Annotated in this window: 17 protein-coding genes; 5 read left to right on the forward strand and 12 right to left on the reverse strand. The window is 71.8% G+C overall.

Annotation, left to right across the window (positions count from 1 at the left end):
- The first annotated feature begins 22 nt into the window (after window positions 1-22).
- The gene (locus I8920_RS12195) at window positions 23-454 is read left to right on the forward strand and encodes a BLUF domain-containing protein (RefSeq protein WP_198656586.1); all 432 of its coding nucleotides are present in this window, start codon (window positions 23-25) and stop codon (window positions 452-454) included.
- Window positions 455-488: 34 nt separating this feature from the next.
- Here the strand turns inward: I8920_RS12195 and I8920_RS12200 are convergent, their stop codons facing one another.
- The 5 genes from I8920_RS12200 to I8920_RS12220 all read right to left on the reverse strand — a co-directional run bounded on the left by I8920_RS12200 (window position 489) and on the right by I8920_RS12220 (window position 5,128).
- The gene (locus I8920_RS12200; protein ID WP_198656587.1) at window positions 489-1,097 is read right to left on the reverse strand and encodes a ScbR family autoregulator-binding transcription factor; all 609 of its coding nucleotides are present in this window, start codon (window positions 1,095-1,097) and stop codon (window positions 489-491) included.
- A gap of 97 nt (window positions 1,098-1,194) precedes the next feature.
- Window positions 1,195-1,665, reverse strand: a complete 471-nt coding sequence (locus I8920_RS12205) for a BLUF domain-containing protein (RefSeq protein WP_198656588.1) — start codon at window positions 1,663-1,665, stop codon at window positions 1,195-1,197.
- Window positions 1,666-1,798: 133 nt separating this feature from the next.
- Window positions 1,799-3,175, reverse strand: coding sequence for an ABC transporter substrate-binding protein (locus I8920_RS12210; RefSeq protein ID WP_198656589.1), 1,377 nt, complete (start codon window positions 3,173-3,175; stop codon window positions 1,799-1,801).
- Between the two features lie 25 nt (window positions 3,176-3,200).
- A complete protein-coding gene (locus I8920_RS12215; protein WP_198656590.1) occupies window positions 3,201-4,142 on the reverse strand; it encodes a carbohydrate ABC transporter permease in 942 nt (313 codons plus the stop codon).
- 11 nt (window positions 4,143-4,153) lie between these two features.
- Window positions 4,154-5,128: a carbohydrate ABC transporter permease gene (locus I8920_RS12220; RefSeq protein ID WP_225557245.1), complete on the reverse strand. Its 975-nt coding sequence runs from the start codon at window positions 5,126-5,128 to the stop codon at window positions 4,154-4,156.
- A gap of 199 nt (window positions 5,129-5,327) precedes the next feature.
- Between I8920_RS12220 and I8920_RS12225 the strand changes: the two genes are divergently transcribed.
- Both I8920_RS12225 and I8920_RS12230 read left to right on the forward strand, forming a co-directional pair.
- Complete coding sequence (locus I8920_RS12225) at window positions 5,328-6,614, forward strand: Gfo/Idh/MocA family protein (protein ID WP_442873560.1); 1,287 nt, start codon at window positions 5,328-5,330, stop codon at window positions 6,612-6,614.
- A 64-nt stretch (window positions 6,615-6,678) separates the two neighbouring features.
- On the forward strand, window positions 6,679-7,701 hold the full coding sequence (locus I8920_RS12230; RefSeq protein WP_198656591.1) for a LacI family DNA-binding transcriptional regulator: 1,023 nt from the start codon (window positions 6,679-6,681) through the stop codon (window positions 7,699-7,701).
- A gap of 110 nt (window positions 7,702-7,811) precedes the next feature.
- Here I8920_RS12230 and I8920_RS12235 read toward each other — a convergent pair whose 3' ends face one another.
- The 6 genes from I8920_RS12235 to melA are packed head-to-tail and all read right to left on the reverse strand — an operon-like array spanning window position 7,812 to window position 14,592.
- A complete protein-coding gene (locus I8920_RS12235) occupies window positions 7,812-8,825 on the reverse strand; it encodes an N-acetylglucosamine kinase (protein ID WP_198656592.1) in 1,014 nt (337 codons plus the stop codon).
- Entirely contained in the window at window positions 8,822-9,973 is a 1,152-nt protein-coding gene (locus tag I8920_RS12240) for an SIS domain-containing protein (protein WP_198656593.1), read from the reverse strand. The genes I8920_RS12235 and I8920_RS12240 overlap by 4 nt, the downstream gene beginning before the upstream one ends.
- Before the next feature lie 42 nt (window positions 9,974-10,015).
- A complete protein-coding gene (locus I8920_RS12245; protein WP_198656594.1) occupies window positions 10,016-10,918 on the reverse strand; it encodes a carbohydrate ABC transporter permease in 903 nt (300 codons plus the stop codon).
- Window positions 10,918-11,874: a carbohydrate ABC transporter permease gene (locus I8920_RS12250; RefSeq protein ID WP_198656595.1), complete on the reverse strand. Its 957-nt coding sequence runs from the start codon at window positions 11,872-11,874 to the stop codon at window positions 10,918-10,920. Before I8920_RS12250 ends, I8920_RS12245 begins: the two co-directional genes overlap by 1 nt.
- An 8-nt stretch (window positions 11,875-11,882) precedes the next feature.
- A complete protein-coding gene (locus tag I8920_RS12255; RefSeq protein WP_198656596.1) occupies window positions 11,883-13,229 on the reverse strand; it encodes an ABC transporter substrate-binding protein in 1,347 nt (448 codons plus the stop codon).
- A 46-nt stretch (window positions 13,230-13,275) separates the two neighbouring features.
- A complete protein-coding gene (gene melA / locus I8920_RS12260) occupies window positions 13,276-14,592 on the reverse strand; it encodes an alpha-galactosidase (protein WP_198656597.1) in 1,317 nt (438 codons plus the stop codon).
- An 84-nt stretch (window positions 14,593-14,676) separates the two neighbouring features.
- Between melA and I8920_RS12265 the strand changes: the two genes are divergently transcribed.
- Together I8920_RS12265 and I8920_RS12270 are read left to right on the forward strand one after the other, a co-directional pair.
- Window positions 14,677-15,516 carry a DeoR/GlpR family DNA-binding transcription regulator gene (locus I8920_RS12265; protein ID WP_232832734.1) on the forward strand — a complete coding sequence of 280 codons (840 nt, stop codon included), beginning with the start codon at window positions 14,677-14,679 and terminating at the stop codon, window positions 15,514-15,516.
- A 197-nt stretch (window positions 15,517-15,713) separates the two neighbouring features.
- A complete protein-coding gene (locus I8920_RS12270; RefSeq protein WP_198656598.1) occupies window positions 15,714-17,282 on the forward strand; it encodes a glycoside hydrolase family 36 protein in 1,569 nt (522 codons plus the stop codon).
- Window positions 17,283-17,565: 283 nt separating this feature from the next.
- Here the strand turns inward: I8920_RS12270 and I8920_RS12275 are convergent, their stop codons facing one another.
- The gene (locus I8920_RS12275) at window positions 17,566-18,129 is read right to left on the reverse strand and encodes a GrpB family protein (protein WP_198656599.1); all 564 of its coding nucleotides are present in this window, start codon (window positions 18,127-18,129) and stop codon (window positions 17,566-17,568) included.
- Between the last annotated feature and the right edge of the window lie 7 nt (window positions 18,130-18,136).

Here is an 18,136-nt window from a genome sequence, read left to right on the forward strand (position 1 = left end):
CCGCACCCAGCAGGATGGAGGAGTGCTCGTCTCCATCGTCTACATGAGTCGCGCCGTCGTCCCCTTCGACGACGACGCGCTGGCGGTGCTGCTCGCCGAGTCGCGGCTCCGCAACGAGGCGCTCGGGGTCTCCGGGCTCCTGCTCGCCAAGGGCGGCCGGTTCATGCAGCTGCTCGAGGGGCCGGCGTGGAGCGTCGACGACCGGTTCGCCGTGATCGCGAAGGACCCCCGCCACGGCGAGGTGAAGTCGCTCGTGCGCGAGGACATCGAGCGACGGCGCTTCGACGGCTGGTCGATGGCCTACCGCGCACTCGACGACGCCGACGTGCGGTCCGAGGAGGGCTTCAGTCCCTTCCTGTCCGGCACCATGGACTTCCCGCGGTCGTTCGACCGCACCAGCGCCGCCTGGCTGCTGAAGTGGTTCCGCGACCGCGAGCTGCACGACCTCCCCTGACGCCGGCTCGACCCAGCGGCCGGATCCCCCGGCGTCAGTCGGTGCCGAACGCCTCGTCGACCACGGCGAGCAGCCGGTCGCGGTGCCTCGGGTCCGCCGTCGCCGCGATCACCACACGCCACATCGTCGCGACCGCCGGGAACAGGTCGGTGCGCCGCGTCCGGACGTCGGACACCAGCTGCACGCCCGTGAAGTACGGCACCACGGTCGACCCGAGCTGTTCGGCGGTCAGGTCGGTGCGGAGCTCCCCGCTCGCGCCCGCCAGGCGGAAGACGTCGACGATCCCGCCGATCCACTGCTCGTAGAAGCTCAGCGTCGCGGTCTGGAACTCCCCGCGCTCCAGCGACAGCCGGATGCCCGCGCGCACGATCGGGTCGGTGCGGAGCAGCAGCGCGATGCCGTGCGACGCCCCGATCAGCGCGGCGACGGGCGAGCTGTCGGTGTGGCTGACGACGTCGAAGGTGCGGGCGTTCTGCTCGCCGATGACGCCGAGCGCCAGGGCGGTCTTCGTCGGGAAGTGGAAGTGCAGCGCTCCCTGCGACACACCCGCCGCGCGGGCGATCGCCGCGATCGTCGCGGCGGCGAAGCCGACGCGGTCGAACTCCTCGGCCGCGGCCACCAGGATCTGCTCACGTCGTTCCACGCGACCAGTCTGCCGGTCGGGAGGCGCGGGGCGGCGCCGCACCGCGCCTCCCGACCGGAACGGCCGGTCGCGTCGGCCCAGAACGCCGGTGGTGGCGTCAGGCCGCGTGGCGGCCCAGCGAGATCCGCTCCTCGGGCAGGTCCTGCAGGTCGCGACCACGGAACCAGCGGAGCAGCCAGTCGGCCGGCGTGCCGGCGAGGCCCGTCGGCAGGCCGCTGCGCTCGCTCAGGAAGGTGCTGAAGCCGGGCTCGTCCTGGATCTCGGCCGCGGTCGGGTTGCCGAAGGCCATCGCCCAGCCGTCGAAGCGGCGTGCGCTGATGGTCTCGCGGGACAGCGACTTCACGTCACGGTGACGCGGGTCGCGTTCGATGGCGGCGAAGCGGTCCTCGACGCTCCACGCCGGTCCCTCGAGCACCTGCATGAACCGGCCGCCCTTGGCGAGCAGGAGCCCCGAGACCCCCAGGGCGTCGTTGCGGAGCCGCGCTTCACGCAGCATGGCGACCAGCTGGTCGTCGGTCAGGTCGTCGACGGCGACGGACATGTACACGAGTGAGGTGAGAGCTGTCATCGGCCCCAGTCTCGGTCCGGTCGGCGGAGCGGTCAACGCGTCGTCCGCACACCGCACTGGCCGGTGCGGTGTGCGGACGACCAGGGCCACCGGGCGCGGCGCGTCCGGTCCGTGCTCGCGGGGTCGGCTCGGGTCACGTCAGCGCGAGCAGGGTGTTCACCTGCTCGTTGACGCCGGTGAGCGTCGAGATCGGCTCGCCGTTGGCGTAGACGCCGTCGAAGGCGGGCTGCAGGAGCGCCTGCACGTCGGCCGGGTTCTTCGTCACCGGGAACAGGAACGTCGTGCCCTCCTCGACCTGGCGGGTGAAGGCCGACACGTCGAGCCCGCGCTCGCGGAAGGACGCGACCGCGGCCTCGGTGCCGGCGGGTCGGGCGGGGAACACGATCCCGCGCTCGCCGACGATCCGCTGCGCCTCGTCACTGCCGAGGAACGCGACCCACTCCGCCGCGGCCTCGGGGTCCTTCGCCTGCTTCGTGATCGAGTCGCCGAGCCCGTTGAACATCGACGCCCGGTGGCCGCTCGGACCGATCGGGGTCGGGGCGACCGCGATGTCCAGGTCCTCCATGCCGAGGTACGAGCCGATCATCCACGAGCCGTTGAACGACAGCGCGCACTTGCCCGCGCCGAGCTGGACCTCGGGCCCGGTCGTGGTGGAGAACACCCCGTACTTCGCCATGTAGCCCTTGTCGGCCAGCCGGTAGTACCAGGCGAGGGTGTCCTGCACGACCCGCTCGTCGTAGCGGAACCGGTCGCCCCAGGGGTTCTCGTTCGTGTAGGACCAGTCGACCGAACCGGTGAAGGGCGACCACTGGGTCTGCCCGAAGCCGTCACCGCCCGACCCGTTCGACGAGATGCCGTAGACGGCGACGTCGTCCTTGTCGAAGCCGTCCTCGTCGCCGCGCCGCCCCTTCGTGTCCACGGTCAGCCGCGCGAGCATCCGCTCGAACGTGCCGCCGTCGTCCGGGTTCCACGCGAGCGACCCGAGCTCCTCGGCGGAGACCCCGGCCGTCGCCATGGCCTTCCGGTCGTAGAACATCGCGACGGTGTCCCAGTCCTTCGGTGATCCGTAGCGGTGTCCGTCCCGGCCCGTCCACAGTGCGGCGAGCCCGGACTGGTAGTCGTCGTCGCGGATCCCCTTCGTCGCCTCGAGCTCGTCGAGCCCGTACAGCACGTCGAGGTCGGCGTACTGCGGGAACTTCGTCAGGTGGTCGGTGAAGACGTCCGGCGCGGTGCCGGCGATGAACCCCGCCGTGAGCTTGGTCCAGTAGTCGTTCCAGCCGAGCTGGGTGATCTGCACGGTGATGTCGGGGTGCTCGCGGTGGAAGGCGTCGGCGACGGCCTGGTAGGCGGGCTGCTGGTTGGCGTCCCACAGCCAGTAGCTCACGGTGCGGGTGCCCGAGCGGGCCGGGGTCCGGCGGTCGCCCGGTGACGAGCAGGCGGCGAGCGCGCCGAGGGCGAGGGCGGAGGCGCCGCCGGCGAGCAGGGCACGGCGGGTCAGGTGGTTCGTCATGGTGTCTGTCCTGTCCGGAGCCGGGTCACTTGATCCCGGAGAAGCCGATGGAGTTGACGATCCGCTTGGCGAAGACGCCGAACAGCAGGATCATCGGGAGCGCCGCCACCAGGGTCGCGGCCATCAGCCCCGCCCAGTCGGTGCCGGACTGCGGGGTCTGCGACTTGAAGACGCCGAGCGCGACGGTGAGCACCCGCGAGCTGTCGGTGTACGACACCATGAGCGGCCAGAAGTAGTCGTTCCAGCTCGTGATGTAGGTGAGCACGGCGAGGGTGGCGATGGGTGCCGCGGCCATCGGGATGACCAGTCGGAAGAACACGCGGACCTTGCCGGCGCCGTCGATGAGCGCTGCCTCTTCGACCTCCTTCGAGATGCCCAGGAAGAACTGCCGCAGGAAGAACACCGCGAACGGGGTCATGAACATCGTCGGCAGGGCGATGCCGAGCAGGTTGTCGACGAGGCCGAGCTGCTTGATGAGCGTGAAGTTCGGCAGCAGCGTGAAGATCGCGGGGACCATGAGCCCGGCCAGGAACACCGCGAACACCCGGTCGCGGCCGGGCCAGCGCAGGCGGGCGAACGCGTAGGCGGCCGCTGCCGAGAAGAACACCTGGCCGACCGTGACGAGCGTCGACACCAGGATCGAGTTGCCCAGGTACCGCCAGAAGTCGAGCGCGGCACCGGAGCCACCCTGCGCCAGCGCTTCCTCGGTGGACTGCAGGCCGAACACGCGCTCGAACCCGCCCGTGCTGAACCCGACGGGCAGCAGCGAGGTGGGGTCGGCGTTGATCGCGGTGTTCGACGACAGCGCGGTGCGCAGGATCCAGTAGAACGGGAACAGGGTGACGACGATGACCAGGATCATCGCGGCCCAGGCGAGGACCCGGCCGACCGAGGGGCGACTGCGGTGGCCTGCTCCCATCCGGGGCGGACGGGACGTGGTGACGGAACGGGTGAGTGTCGTGGTCATGGCGCTTCCGTTCAGTCCAGGTCGGACTCGCCCGAGCGGGTGAGTCGGTACTGGATGATCGTGATGATGCTGAGGACGATGAGGAGCGCGACCGAGACCGCGGACGCGTAGCCGAACTGGAACCGGCCGAACGCCAGGTTGTAGATGTAGTTCTGCACGACGTTCGTGGCGTTCGCGGGCCCGCCCTGTGTGGTGACGGCGACGGTGTCGAACACCTGGAACGAGCCGATGACGGTGATGATGAGCACCAGGGACAGGATCGGGCGGAGCAGCGGCACCGTGATGCGCCAGAACATCTTCCACTCGCTCGCGCCGTCGATGCGCCCGGCCTCGTACACGGTCTCGGGCAGGGACTGCAGGCCCGCGAAGATGAGCAGGGCCGTGTACCCGACGTGCCGCCAGACGTTGATGAGCGCGATCGAGGGGATGCCCCAGACGTCGCTCTGCAGGAACGGGACCCGGTCGAGCCCGATCGCGGCGAGCAGCTCGTTGCCGATGCCGAGCTGGGTGTCGAGGATCCACAGCCAGACGAGGGCGGCGACGACGTTCGACACCAGGTAGGGCGCCAGGACGATGCCCCGCACGAACGTCGACTTCGTCAGGCGGTGCATCATCACGGCGATGAACAGCGCCACGACGGTCTGGATGACGATGTTGATCGCGACGTACTCGATCGTCACCACCATCGAGTGCCAGAAGATCGAGTCCTGCACCAGCCGGGCGTAGTTCTGCAGGCCGGTGAACTCGGGTTCGGTCAGCAGGTTGTACGAGGTGAAGCTCAGCCAGATGCCCCGGACCGTCGGCCAGGCGAGGAACACCACGAAGCCGAGGGCGGCCGGGGCGATGAAGGCGAGCGCGAGCCACAGGTCGTTCCTGGGGCGGCGCCGCGGTGCGCTGGTGCGTGCACGGGCGAGGTCGGCCGGCCGACTCCTCCGTCTCGTGCTGGCGGTCGTCAGGGCTGACGACACGGGGCTCTCGGTGGCCATCGCGACTCCTTCGTCTGCGGTGGACTGACGTGCAGCAGTCCGTGAGCCGGGAATCTACACGTGGGGACACACAGTGGCAAGGGCTGTTCCAGCAGCGGGAAAGCCGGTTGTCACGTGTAGACAGCGTGTGACAGGATGACCGCGTTCGCATCGGGGCGACCCGCCCGGCGACACATCCCTCACCTCGGAAAGGTCACTGATGATCTCTGTCGGCATGGTCGGCGCGGGCCAGTTCGCCCCCCAGTTCGCCAAGTTGTTCAAGCTCCACCCCGACGTCGACCGGGTCTTCGTCACCGACCTCGTCGACGAGCGCGCGTCCGAACTCGTCGAGGCCCAGGGCCTGGACGGCACGTTCCCCGACTTCGACGCCGTGCTCGCGTCGGACGTCGATGCCGTCGCGATCTTCACGCAACGCTGGACCCACGGCCCGCTCGTGGTCCGGGCACTGCGGGCCGGCAAGCACGTGTACTCCGCGGTGCCGATGGCGATCTCGGTCGACGAGATCCGCGACATCATCGACGCCGTGCGCGAGACCGGCCTCACCTACATGATGGGCGAGACGAGCTACTACAACCCGGCGACGGTCTTCGCCCGACAGCAGGTCGCCGCCGGCGCCTTCGGCCGGGTGTTCTACGCCGAGGGTGACTACGTGCACGACATGGACCTCGGGTTCTACGCCGCGTACCAGTACAGCGGCGGCGACGAGTGGAAGCGCACCGCCAGCTACCCGCCGATGCTCTACCCCACCCACTCGGTCGGCGGGGTGCTCGGCGCGATCCCGGGGCACGCGGTGAGCGTCAGCTGCATCGGCGTCCGCGACGACCGCGGCGACGGCGTCTTCGACAAGGACGTCAGCCAGTTCGACAACGACTTCTCGAACGCCACGGCACTGTTCGAGCTCGACAACGGCGGCGTCGTGCGCATCAACGAGATGCGCCGCGTCGGCTACCCGTCGCACATCCGCGAGTCCCGCTTCCGGTACTTCGGCACCGAAGCGAGCTTCGAGCAGCTGGCGAAGGTCAGCGTCTGGCAGGACAAGCAGGACTCGGTCGACATCAGCGACAAGATCGACACCAAGGCCACGATGTCGCTCGACGACCCGCGCCTGGCCGACGTCGACCCGTCCCTGCGCGAGGCGTTCGTGTCCGGCTACGCCGAGGTGCACGACACCGACCGCCTGCCGGCCGAGTACGACGGCGTGCCGACCGGGCACGAGGGCAGCCACCAGTTCCTGGCCGACGACTTCGTCCGTGCCGTCGTCGACCGGACGCTGCCGCCGGTGAACGCCTGGACGGCCGCCCGGTTCACGCTGCCCGGCATCGTCGCCCACCAGTCCGCCCTGCAGGGGGGCGTCCGTCTGGAGGTGCCGGACTTCGGCGACGTTCCCGAGACCGCGAGCACCGCGGCGTCGACCAGCACCGCGGGGTCGACGAACGCACCGGCGTCGGCGGGGGCCACGGCGTCGACTACGATCGCGTCCGAGTAACACGTCGTCCGGGTGTCGGTCCTGCGGGGCCGGCACCCGGACGCCGTACCCGGACCCGACGAAGGTGGCTGCCGTGACCGTCCCGACGAACCCGAGGGCGGTCACCCGCGCGGACGTCGCCCGCTACGCCGGCGTCAGCACCTCGGTGGTCAGCTACGTCGTGCACGACGGTCCCCGCCCGGTCGCGGCCGCCACCGCCGCCCGCGTGCGCGAGGCCATCCGCGTGCTCGGCTACCGCCCGAACGCCAGCGCCCAGGCCCTGCGCACGGGGTCGTCGAAGATGCTCGGCCTGATCGTCCCGGAGCTCGAGAACCCGTTCTGGTCCGAACTCGCGGTCGAGGTCACCCACGCCGCGGCCGCCCGCGGGTACGACGTCCTGCTCGCCAACAGCGACGGCGACGCGCGGCAGGAACGCGAGCGGCTCCGCAGTCTCTCCGCCCGCCAGGTCGACGGCGTCATCGTGACGAGCATCCTGACAAGGCCGGACCTGTCCACGGTGACCGACCCGGGACTGCCGATGGTGCTGCTCAACACGTTCTTCGAGGTTCCCGAGTACGCCAGCATCGGCGTCGACGCACTCGGCGGCGCCCTCGACGGCACCCGGCACCTGATCGAGCACGGGTACCGCTCCGTGGGCCTGGTGATGGGCCACACCGGCTCGATGGAGCTGCGCGAGCAGGGCTGGATGCGCGCCCTGCGCCAGGCGGACCTGCCCGACGGCCCCATCGTCCGCACCGACTTCACGCGACGCGGCGGCTACGAGGCCGGCCTGCGGATGTTCGCCGACGGTTCCGGACCGCGGTCGGTGTTCGTCAGCTCGGACATGCAGGCCATCGGCGTCATGCGGGCGCTGTGGGAGCTCGGCCTGCGCGTCCCCGAGGACGTCGCGATCGTGTCGTTCGACGGCACGGCCGAGGCGGACTACACGAACCCGCAGCTCACCACGGTCCGGCAGCCGACCGGCGCGATGGCCGTCGCCGCTGTCGACCGGGTGCTCGGCCTCGACGCCGACAACCAGTGGCACCGCGACCTGGTGCCCGCCGAGTTGGTCGTCGGCGCGAGTTGCGGGTGCGACGTGCGTCGCTGACGCACCCCGCGACGGTCTGGAGGCCCGGGGCGGGGCCCGCCACGGGCCTCCAGACCGACACGGGTCCCGTCGGCGCGACCGGCCCGCACCGGACGGCACGGGCCGACGTGTCAGCCGGTCGCGCGCTGGCGCGCCGGGTCCTCAACCGCGGTCCACGTGGCGGGGACGGCGTGTCCGACGACGCGCATCGCGTAGACGACCGCGCCCAGGTCGGGCGGCAGCACCGGCTCGACCAGGGCGAAGCGCGGGCCTGCACCGCTCCCCTGTCCGCTCCCCCGTCCGGCCACCACGCGGCTCGCGAACCGGGCGCGGAATCCGTCGTCGGAGAACACCCCGCCCGAGGTCGACACCGCGGTCGGCTGTCCGTCCGGGTCGTCGCCGATGCGGTCCGCGACCACCCGGACCTGCTCGACGAGTTCGTCGGCGGCGGCGTCCAGGACGGCTCCGGCGGCCGGGTCCCCCGCGGCGGCCGCGGCCGTGACGACCCGGGAGAGCGTCGCGACCTCGGTCCGGCCGGCCTGCCAGTCGTGCATCACCAGGCCGACCAGGTCGAGGTCGTCCGAGATCCCGGTCCGCGCCCGCAGCAGGTCGTACAGGGGCGTCCGCGGCAGGCGGCCGTCGGCCATGCGGCTGAAGGCGTTGAGGCCGCGGCGGGCGATCCAGTGCGCCGACCCCTCGTCGCCGATCAGCTCGCTCCAGCCGCCGACCCGGTGCGTCCGCGAGCCCCGTTCGCCGTAGGCCATCGAGCCCGTGCCCGCGATGACGTTGATGCCGTCGCGACCACCGAGTGACCCCGCCCACCCGGCGAGCATGTCGTTGCCGACCGTGTACCGGCGGTGGCCGAGCGCCTGAGCGGCCAGCGCGTCCAGCCGGTCGTCGGTGCCCGAGGACTCGCCGTGACCGGGGACCCCGAAGAACGCGTGCGTGACCTCGGCGGTCGAGCGCCCCGCCTCGGCGAGCACCGCGTGCGTCCCGCGAGCGACCACGTCCGCCACCACGGCGACGCCGCCGTCCAGCCACGAGCACGCCGGACCGCGCCACCGGGCGAGCACCCGGCCGTCGCCCTCGGCGAGGACCACGGCGGTCTTCGTGCCGCCGCCGTCCAGGCCCAGGAACAGCGTCATGCCCGTCCCGCTCCCGCGTCCGTCGCGTCGAGCGGGTGGATGGTGACGCCGCGGACGACACGGTTGACCGACCCGTCCGGGAACGGGTTGTCCGGGGTGCAGCCGAGCCGCACCGAGGCGTGCAGCGCGAGCAGCTGCGCGACGGCGACGAGCCCGACGGCGCGCAGGCCGTCGTCGAGTCCCTCGGCCTCGGGGAAGACGAGGTCGAGGCCCCCGGCCCCCTGCTGGTCGGCGTCCGCGCCGACCACGACGACCTGGTCGGGGCGGTCCGAGCGGATCTCGCGGACGATGTCGTCGTCGTACCGCCGCACCCGCGGGTCCGCCGACCGGAGCACGACCACCACGGTCTCGTCGTCGAGCACCGCCTTCGGACCGTGCCGGAAGCCGAGCGGGGTGTCGTGGAACGCCGCGACCGTGCCCGCGGTCAGCTCCAGCGTCTTCAGCGCGCACTCCTCGGCGAGCCCGGCGAGCGCACCCCCGCCCAGGAACACCATGCGGCGCGGTGCGCGGTCGAGGATCCGGTCGAGACCGTCCTCGGCGGCGAGCGCCCGCTCCCCCGACGCCACGATCCGGTCGAGCGCCGCGGCGTCCGTCGGCACGAAGGCCAGCAGGGCGGCGAGCAGCATGCTCGAGAAGCTCGACGTCATCGCGAAGCCGGTGTCGTTCGTCTGCGGCGGCATCGTCAGCACGAAGGAGTCCTCGCGGTCCCCGTGCCCGACGGCCAGCGCACCCGTCGGGTCGCAGGTCACGACCAGGTGGTGGGCGGTGGGGGCGAGTGCGTCGACGAGTTCCGTCGCGGCGATGCTCTCGGGGCTGTTGCCCGACCGGGCGAACGAGACGAGCAGCACGGGGACGCCCTCGGCGAGCACCGTGCGGGGCGCCGCGACGAGGTCGGTGCTCGACACGGCGTCGAACCGCCGGTGCAGGCGACCGCGCAGCGACTCGGCCACGATGCGGCCGACGAACGCCGAGGTACCGGCGCCGGTCAGCACGACGCGGGTGCGGGGGTCCTCGAGCGCTCGACCGAGGAAGGCGTCGAGCGGCTCCCGTGCCTGGTCGAGGAGCACGGCGAGGTCACGCCAGGCCCGGGGCTGCTGGTGGATCTCGCCGAGGGTGGCGCTTGCGGGGGTGGTGACGTCGGTGGTCACGGTGTTCCTTTCCGGGGGTGCGACGGGGACGCGGGTGGGCGGTCAGCCCTTGAGGCCCGCCGACGCCATCGTCGCGACGAACTGCTTCTGGGCGACCAGGAACAGCAGGATGAGCGGGAGCGTGGCGACCACGTTCCCCGCCATGAGCAACGACCAGTCGGTCCGACGGAACCCCTGGAAGTTGGTCAGGCCGAGCTGCAGCGTGAAGGCGTCGTCGTCGTTGATCGCGACGAGCGGCCACACCAGGTCGTTCCACGAACCGAGCAGGGTGAAGATCGCCAGCGTCGCCAGGGCGGGCCTGGCGAGCGGCAGCACGATGCGGAAGAACACCTGCAGCCGGTTGCAGCCGTCGATCATGCCGGCCTCCTCGAGCTCGGCCGGCAGCGACAGGAAGAACTGACGCATGAGGAAGATGCCGAAGGCCGAGGCGAGCCAGGGCACGATGGCGGCGCCGAGGTGGTCGACCAGGTGCAGCCGGGCGAACATCACGTACGTCGGGATCATCAGCAGCTGCGACGGGATCATGATCGTCGCCAGGACGGCGAGGAACCCGAGGGTGCGGCCCGGGAACCGCAGCCGCGCGAAGCCGTAGCCCGCCAGGGAGCACAGCACCAGGTGCGACACGATCGCCGACGACGAGACGATGACGGTGTTGAGCAGCCAGTGCAGGATGTCCGAGTCGGCGAACAGCCGGGCGTAGCCGCCCAGGGTGAACTGCGTCGGGAAGAACGACGGCGGGAACTTGTTGATCTCCGACGCCGGTTCGATCGACGTGAGGAACATCTCGACGAACGGCAGCAGGAACAGGACGGACACCGGCAGCAGGAGCAGGTGCCACGGGCTGAACGGCAGGCGGCGACGGCGTCGGACGGCCCCGGTCGGGCGGGACGCGGCACCGACCCGCACGCGGGACGGGGACTCGAGGACCTGGGTCTCGGTGGACATCAGAGCGAGCTCCTTCCCGCGCGCCGCTGCACGAGCGTGACGACGACGGTGGCGACGAGGGTGACGAAGAACATGCCGTAGGCGATCGCCGACCCGTACCCGAACTGCAGGTTCTGGAACGCGGTCTTCCACAGGTAGTAGACGATGGTCTGCGTGGCGTCGAGCGGGCCGCCGCGCGTGGTGGCGTACACGAGGTCGAACAACTGCACCGCCTGCAGCGTCTGGTAGATCGCGACGAACGCCGTGACCGGGGCCAGGTGCGGCCACACGACGCGCCAGAAGGTCTGCCAGGCGTTCGCGCCGTCGATGCGGGCGGCCTCGATCACGTCGGCGGGGACGTCCTGCAGCGCCGCCAGGTAGATCACCGTCGTGAAGGCCGCCTGCCCCCAGAGCGACATGATGACGATGACGAGCATCGCCTCGCTCCGGTCCTCCAGCCAGCCCTGCTGCGGCAGGTGCAGGACCCGCAGCACGTTGTTCACGATGCCGAACTGCGGGCTGAACAGGTAGGTCGTCAGGATGCCGGTGGCCGCGGCGGACGCGACGAAGGGCACGAAGATCGCCGTGCGGTACAGCCCGATGAAGCGGATCCGCCGGTTCAGGGCGACCGCCAGGGCGAGACCGAGCAGCAGCGAGGCGGGCACGAACAGCACCGTGTAGAGCACGGTGTGCACGACCGCCGCGCGGACGCCGTCGTCGGTCACCAGGTCGGCGTAGTTCTGTCCGCCCACGAAGGTCGCGGGGCTGAACCCGTCCCAGCTCTGGAACGACAGGACGAGTGCCCAGGCGCCGGGGAACAGGGTGAGCCCGAGCACGACGACGAGTGCGGGGGCGACGAAGCCCCAGCCGGCCAGGCCCTCGCGGACGGCCGCGGCGGATCGACGACGACGGCGGGGCCGCTCGGGGTCGTCCGGGTGGTCTGCGTGCTCGGCGGGGCGGAGTGCGAAGGTGGTCATGGGGGCTCCTAGCCTTGGCGGAGTGCCTTGTCGGCGGCGTCGCTCGCCTGCCGGAGTGCGGTCTTCGGGTCGCCCTCGCCCTGCAGCACGTGCGCGACCGCGTTGCCGAAGGCCTCGGACAGGCCGTTGTAGCCGGGGACGGTCGGGCGGGTCTGCTTCGCGTTCGCGGAGTTCTCCTGCATGACGTCGAGGCCCGGGAGCGCCTTCGCCTGCTCCCGGAACGCCGGGCTCGACGCCTCGCTCGAGCGCAGCGGCAGGTTGCCGACCGCGACGTTGAACCGCTCGTCCTGTTCCTTCGCCGTCAACCACTTGGTGAAGTCCGTCGCCCAGTAGGCACGGTTGACGTCCTTGTTGTCGAACAGGGTCCACAGGTCCGGGCCGGACACCGTCTGGTGGTCGCCGTCGGTCCCCGGCAACTGGACGACCCCGTACGAGGTCCCCGCGGTCTTCAGGGCGGACAGCTCCCACGGGCCCGAGGTGATCATGCCGATGCGGTCGCTCTCGAACAGCTGCGCGAACTTCGTGTCGGTCTGGTCGAGGTACACGCTTTCGTCCTCGACGGCCATGTCGCGCAGGAACGAGAGCGCCTCGACGCCGGCCTCGGAGTCGAACGCCGCCTGCTTGCCGTCGGCACTCAGGATCTCGCCGCCGTTCTGCCACAGGTGCGGCCACATCTGCCAGGTCGTCTCCTCGCTGCCGGACACCGAGTAGCCGTACCCGAAGGTGTTGCTGTCCTCGTCGGTGAGCTGCTCCGCGGCCTCCCGGAAGTCCTCCCACGTCCAGTCGGCCGTCGGGTACGCGACGCCCGCGCGGTCGAACACCGTCGTGTTGTAGAGCAGCGAGATGTTGTCCACCACCGCGGGGAACCCGATTACCTTGCCACCGGTCGGCTGGGCGGTGTCACGCGCCGCCTGGGTGAACTCGTCCCACGCGACCTCCGGCTCGGCGACGGTGTCCCGCAGGTCGAGCGTGCGGTCCGATCGCTCGAGCTGGCTCGCCCACGAGCCGAACGTGTACGAGATGTCCGGCGAGTCGTTCCCGGCGAACGAGGCCGCGAGCTTCTGCAGCAGTTCGTCCGTCGACGACGCCCCTGGTGACATGTCGATCGTCACGTTGGGGTGGTCGTCCTCGTACTCGTCGACGAGTCGCTGCAGCAGCTTCTCGGCCTCGTCGCTCTGCCCCGACCACATGGTCAGGCGCACGGGGGCGTCGGTGTCGAGTTCCGTGGCGCCCTGGGTGGCGCAGCCGGCGAGGGCCGAGGCCGTCACCGCCAGGACGGCCGCCGCCGCGGTCCAGCGGGCACGGCGGCGACGGCCGGACCGGGCCGGGGTCGCGCGGGGTCGTGTTCGGGTCACTGGGGACTCCTTCGTCGTCAGTGTCGGGTGGTCGCTCGGGAGCGGATCAGATCGCGGCCGGGTCGAGCTGCACGCGGAGCGGCTCCGGCAGCAGGTCGCCGTGGGCCGCGACGAGCTCGTTGCACAGGTCCCAGATCTGCGCGGGGGTGAGCGTGGACGACGCGTTCGGGTCGACGAGCACGGCCTGGCGGACGGCCAGCGGGTCGCCGTCGCGCGCGGCACGGATCGTGAGTTCGTTCACCGAGACGTACGAGCGGTTCAGCGCCGCCGCGGCCGTCGGCAGCGAGCCCATCGGCTGCGGTACGACACCGCCGGCGCCGACGCTCGTCGGGACCTCGACCACGCACCCGGCCGGCAGGTTGTCGATGAGTCCGTCGTTGACGACGTTGGCGTGGATCTCGCGCTCGGTGCCGGTGACCAGGGAGTGGATCACCTGCGGGGCGTACTCCGCGGCCCCCTGCTCGAGTTCGAGCGGCTCGCCGTTCGCCAGGGCGCGCTCGGCGGCCGCGAACTCGGCGAGGTTCTCCTCGGAGATCCCGACGTACTCCAGCGGCTGCAGCCGAAACCGCTCGATCTGCTCGGCGGACCGCAGGAACCACGGCAGGTACTCCGACGAGTGCTCGCTCGTCTCGGTCGGGTAGAAGCCGATGCGGCGGAACACCTCGACGCGCACCCGGCGCTCGAGCTCGGGGTCCTGCCGGATGCGCTCGCGCAGTCGCGGGTACAGGTCCTGGCCGTCGTGGGTCCAGTCGAGGAGCCAAGCCTGGTGGTTGACGCCGGCGGCCCGGAACCGGGTGTCGTCGACGTGCAGGCCGACCAGCTCGGCCAGGTCGTTCGCCGTCCAGTAGACGCTGTGGCACAGCCCCAGGGTCGTGATGTCCGGTGCCACGACGTTCGCCCACCAGACGTTCATCGCCATCGGGTTCGTGTAGTTCAGCAGCACCGCGCCGGGTGCCACGGCCCGCATGTCCTCGAGCAGACCGGTCAGGAACGGGAAGGTCCGCAGCGCACGGAAGACGCCGCCGACGCCGGTGGTGTCACCGATCGTCTGCTGCAGGCCGTGCCGGGCCGGGATCTCGAGGTCGAGGCGCGTGGCGTCCACCCCACCGATCTGCACCATGTTCACGACGAAGTCGACGTCGGCGAGGGCGCGACGCCGGTCGGTCGTCGCCGTCACCTGCAGGGGGCGGCCGAGGCGCTCGCTCACCTGGTGGGCGGTGCCCTCGGCGACGGCGAGACGGCGCTCGTCGACGTCGTGGAGTCGGAGGTCGAGCTGGGGCAGGTCCTCGAAGCCGAGGAGGTCGGCGAGCAGCTGTCGGGTGAAGACGACACTGCCGGCACCGATGAACGCAACACGGGTCATGCTCAGGAATGATGCTGCGGATCGATCGTCCGGCCAACATTCCGAGCGAAACGATCAGAATGACTGACCGCTACGATCGCCCTCGTGATCGACGACCGCTCCACCGCCCTCGGCCAGACCTCGCCCGCATCCGGCTCGGGCAAGCGGTCCCGGCGCATGCTCGCGATGCTCGAACTCCTGTCCGAGCAGGGTGCGGTGTCGCTGCAGGAACTCGTCGACACCCTCGGGGTCTCCGCGGCGACCGCCCGGCGGGACCTCGCCGACCTCGAGCAGCAGGGACTGCTGGCCCGCACGCACGGGGGTGCGCGGATCGCGGTCCCGACGTCCGAGATCCCCGTCCGGCTGCGTGAGGGCCGGTCGCGCGGGGTGAAGCAGCGCATCGGGCGAGCCGCTGCCGCGCTCCTGCCGGACGGCCCCCTGGCGGTGGCGATCGGCGGCGGCACCACCGCGGCGACGGTCGCGCGGTCGCTGGTGTTCCGCAGCGGGCTCACGATCGTCACGAACTCCCTGACCACCGCCGGCGAGATCGGGGCGCGGCCGAACCTGCGCGTCGTCATGACCGGCGGCACGATCCGACCACACTCGTTCGAACTCGTCGGCGTCCTGGCCGAGAACGCGTTCGCGGCGATGAACGTCGGCGCCGCCTTCGTCGGGATGGACGGGGTGAGCGCCGCCGGCGGTGCCACCACGCACGACGAGACCGAGGCCAGGACGAACGCCGCGATGCTCCGCAACGCCCAGCGCACGATCGTCGTCGCCGACTCGTCGAAGATCGGGCGGACGACGCTCGCGCCCGTGGTCGGGATGCGCGGCGTGCACGACCTGGTCACCGACGACGGCGCGGACCCCGCCGAGCTCGGCCGCATCGCGGACCTGGGCGTGCGGGTGCACGTCGTCGCGAGTCGCTCCCCCGAGCCCCGCTGACGCCGGTGCGGCGTGCCGGCCGCCGCGCGCCAGGTCGAGCGGCAGCACGGTCGCGCCCCGCTGCCGTCGTCGCGCCCCGACTCCCCGGGGCGCGATGCCCGTTCGGGGGCGCGATCGTGCACGGACCGCGCAGACCGACTGCGCACCTCCCTGCCCGCACTGGTCGTGCCACGACCGTGGACGGCAGACTGCCGACCGTGCACCGCGACGACGACGTGAACCGGACGCCCCCGACGACCGGACGGACGGTCCGCCTGCGCGGGACCGGACCGGACGACCCGGGCGCGCACGCGGTGCCGGGTGGTTGGCTGCTGCCGTCCGGGCCCCTCACGGTGGAGCACGCCGGAGCGGCCGTCGAGGTGTACCGCCACGGCTGGACCTCGTGGTCGCCAACCGGCTGGACCCCGATCGGCGATGCACCCCTGCGCATCTCGGGCGACCCGGAGCGGACCGTGACCGCCGACGACGCCGCGAACGACACCCCGGACCGGCACGAGGGCAACGGCGCCGTCGCGGTCGCCCTGGCCGACGGCCGGGTGGTGCTGCTCGGCGCCGTCGGACTCGGCGTCCCGCGTGCGGGAGCGGACGGCGGTTCGCTGTGGGGCCGGCCCGAGCACGACGGCGGGCAGTGGTTCCTCGGGGTCGGCGACGAGTCCGCCGTGTTCGACGCCTACGCCGCGCAGCTCGCCGCCCACTTCGGCACCTCGCCGGACGCCGGTTCGGTGTCGACCGTCTGGTGCAGCTGGTACTCGTTCTTCGAGGACATCGACGCCGAGCGCATCGAGCGCGCCGTCGAGGCCCTCGGCGCCCTGCCGTTCGACGTCGTCCAGGTCGACGACGGCTGGGAGGAGATCGTCGGCGACTGGCAGCCGAACGACCGGTTCCCCGACGGACTCGCGCCGATCGCGGGACGGATCACGGCCCGCGGCTCCCGCCCGGGGCTCTGGCTCGCGCCGTTCATCTGCCTGCCCGACTCCCGCACCGCCCGCGAGCACCCGGACTGGCTCGTCCAGCGCGAGGACGGCGACGGTCCGATCATCGCCGGGTACAACTGGGACACGCACTACTGGGCGCTCGACACCACGCTGCCGGCGGTGCAGGAGCACCTGACGGCGGTCTTCCGCGCCGTCGTCGACTGGGGCTTCCGCTACCTGAAGCTCGACTTCCTGTCCGCCGCCGCACTCCGGGGCGTCCGCCACCGGGACGGCGACCGGGAGCAGGTCTACCGCGACGCGATCGCGCTCATCCGCCGGGTCGTCGGTGACGACGTGCACCTGCTCGGGTGCGGCGCGCCGATGCTGGCGTCCGTCGGGGTCCTCGACGCGATGCGCGCCGGCCCCGACACGGCGTCGTTCTGGAAGAGCGACGCCACCGTGCCCGACCCCAGCCACGAGGGCGGCCTGAACGGCCTGATCGGCCCGCTCGAACGCGTCTGGATGCACTCGCTGTACCGGATCGACCCCGACGTCGTCTCGTTCCGCGCCGGCGACGGGACCGCCGACGACGGAACCGCCGACGACGAGGCACTGACCGCCGACCAGCGCGCCCTGCTCGCCGACCTCGCGCGGGTGTGCGGCTTCCGCTCCACGTCGGACCCGGTGCAGCGGCTCACGCCGGAGGAACACGACGACCTCGCGTCGTTCCTGGGCCACGACCCGCAGGTCCGTCGGCTCGGTCGGTACCGGTTCGCGATCGACGACCGCGTCGTCGACTTCGGCCCGGCGGCCGCCGAGGCCCGCACCGGCCGGGAGGCCCTGGGGCGCTGAGCGCGCTGCGTGCGCTGCGTGCGCTGCGTGCGCTGAAGCCGCTGCGGACGCAGCGGCTCACCCGCGTGTGCCGGTGGCCTCCCGTCTCCCGCTCCCCGATGCTCGCCACCGCCCGAGGCGTGTTCTCGTCAGCGCGATGACGGTCCTGGTCCGCGAACAGCCGGGTTCGCGGACCAGATCCGTCAGCCGCCCCGGACAACTCCCCGTCCCCCCGCCGGACGGCGCCCGATCACGGCCGGCGACGGAAGCGTCCGGGCGACGGCGCCGCGGGGCGATCCGCGGGTCAGCTGCCGGCGCCTCGGCCGGTGATCCGACGGTTCACGGCGTCGATCGCGGCGCGTTCCTCGTCGGACAGGCCGCCGGCACGCAGGATCCGCCCCAGCACCGCGCTCTTGCGCTGGATGTAGTCGTCGATGTCCTGCGCCGCCGCAGCCGCCCGTCGTTTCACCGCGGCGTACTCGTCGCGGAGCGCCGCATCGGACCGCAGCACGTCGCGGACGGCGAGGTGGTTCCGCAGCGCCACCGAACCGGCTGTGGCGACGTACGTGTTGCTGGGCGCGAACCGCTCCGGCGTGTGGAACGCCTGCCGCCCCGGCACGCCGAGCTCACCGCGCGGGACGAACCCGATCGACTCGAGTGCGACGACGGCGGCGGGGACGTCCTCGGCGTCGACCACGACGTCGACGTCGATGACGGGCTTGGCGGCGAGGCCCGGCACGGCGGTGCTGCCGACGTGCTCGATGCTCCGGAACCGCGCGCCCGCGTCGACGAGGGCTGCGGCGTAGGCGGCACGCAGCTCGGCGAAGCGCTCGGGCCACGACGACCGGTACCCGACGACCTCGATCACCGCGGTG

The organism is Curtobacterium sp. YC1 (assembly GCF_016267665.1).
Taxonomy (GTDB): domain Bacteria; phylum Actinomycetota; class Actinomycetes; order Actinomycetales; family Microbacteriaceae; genus Curtobacterium.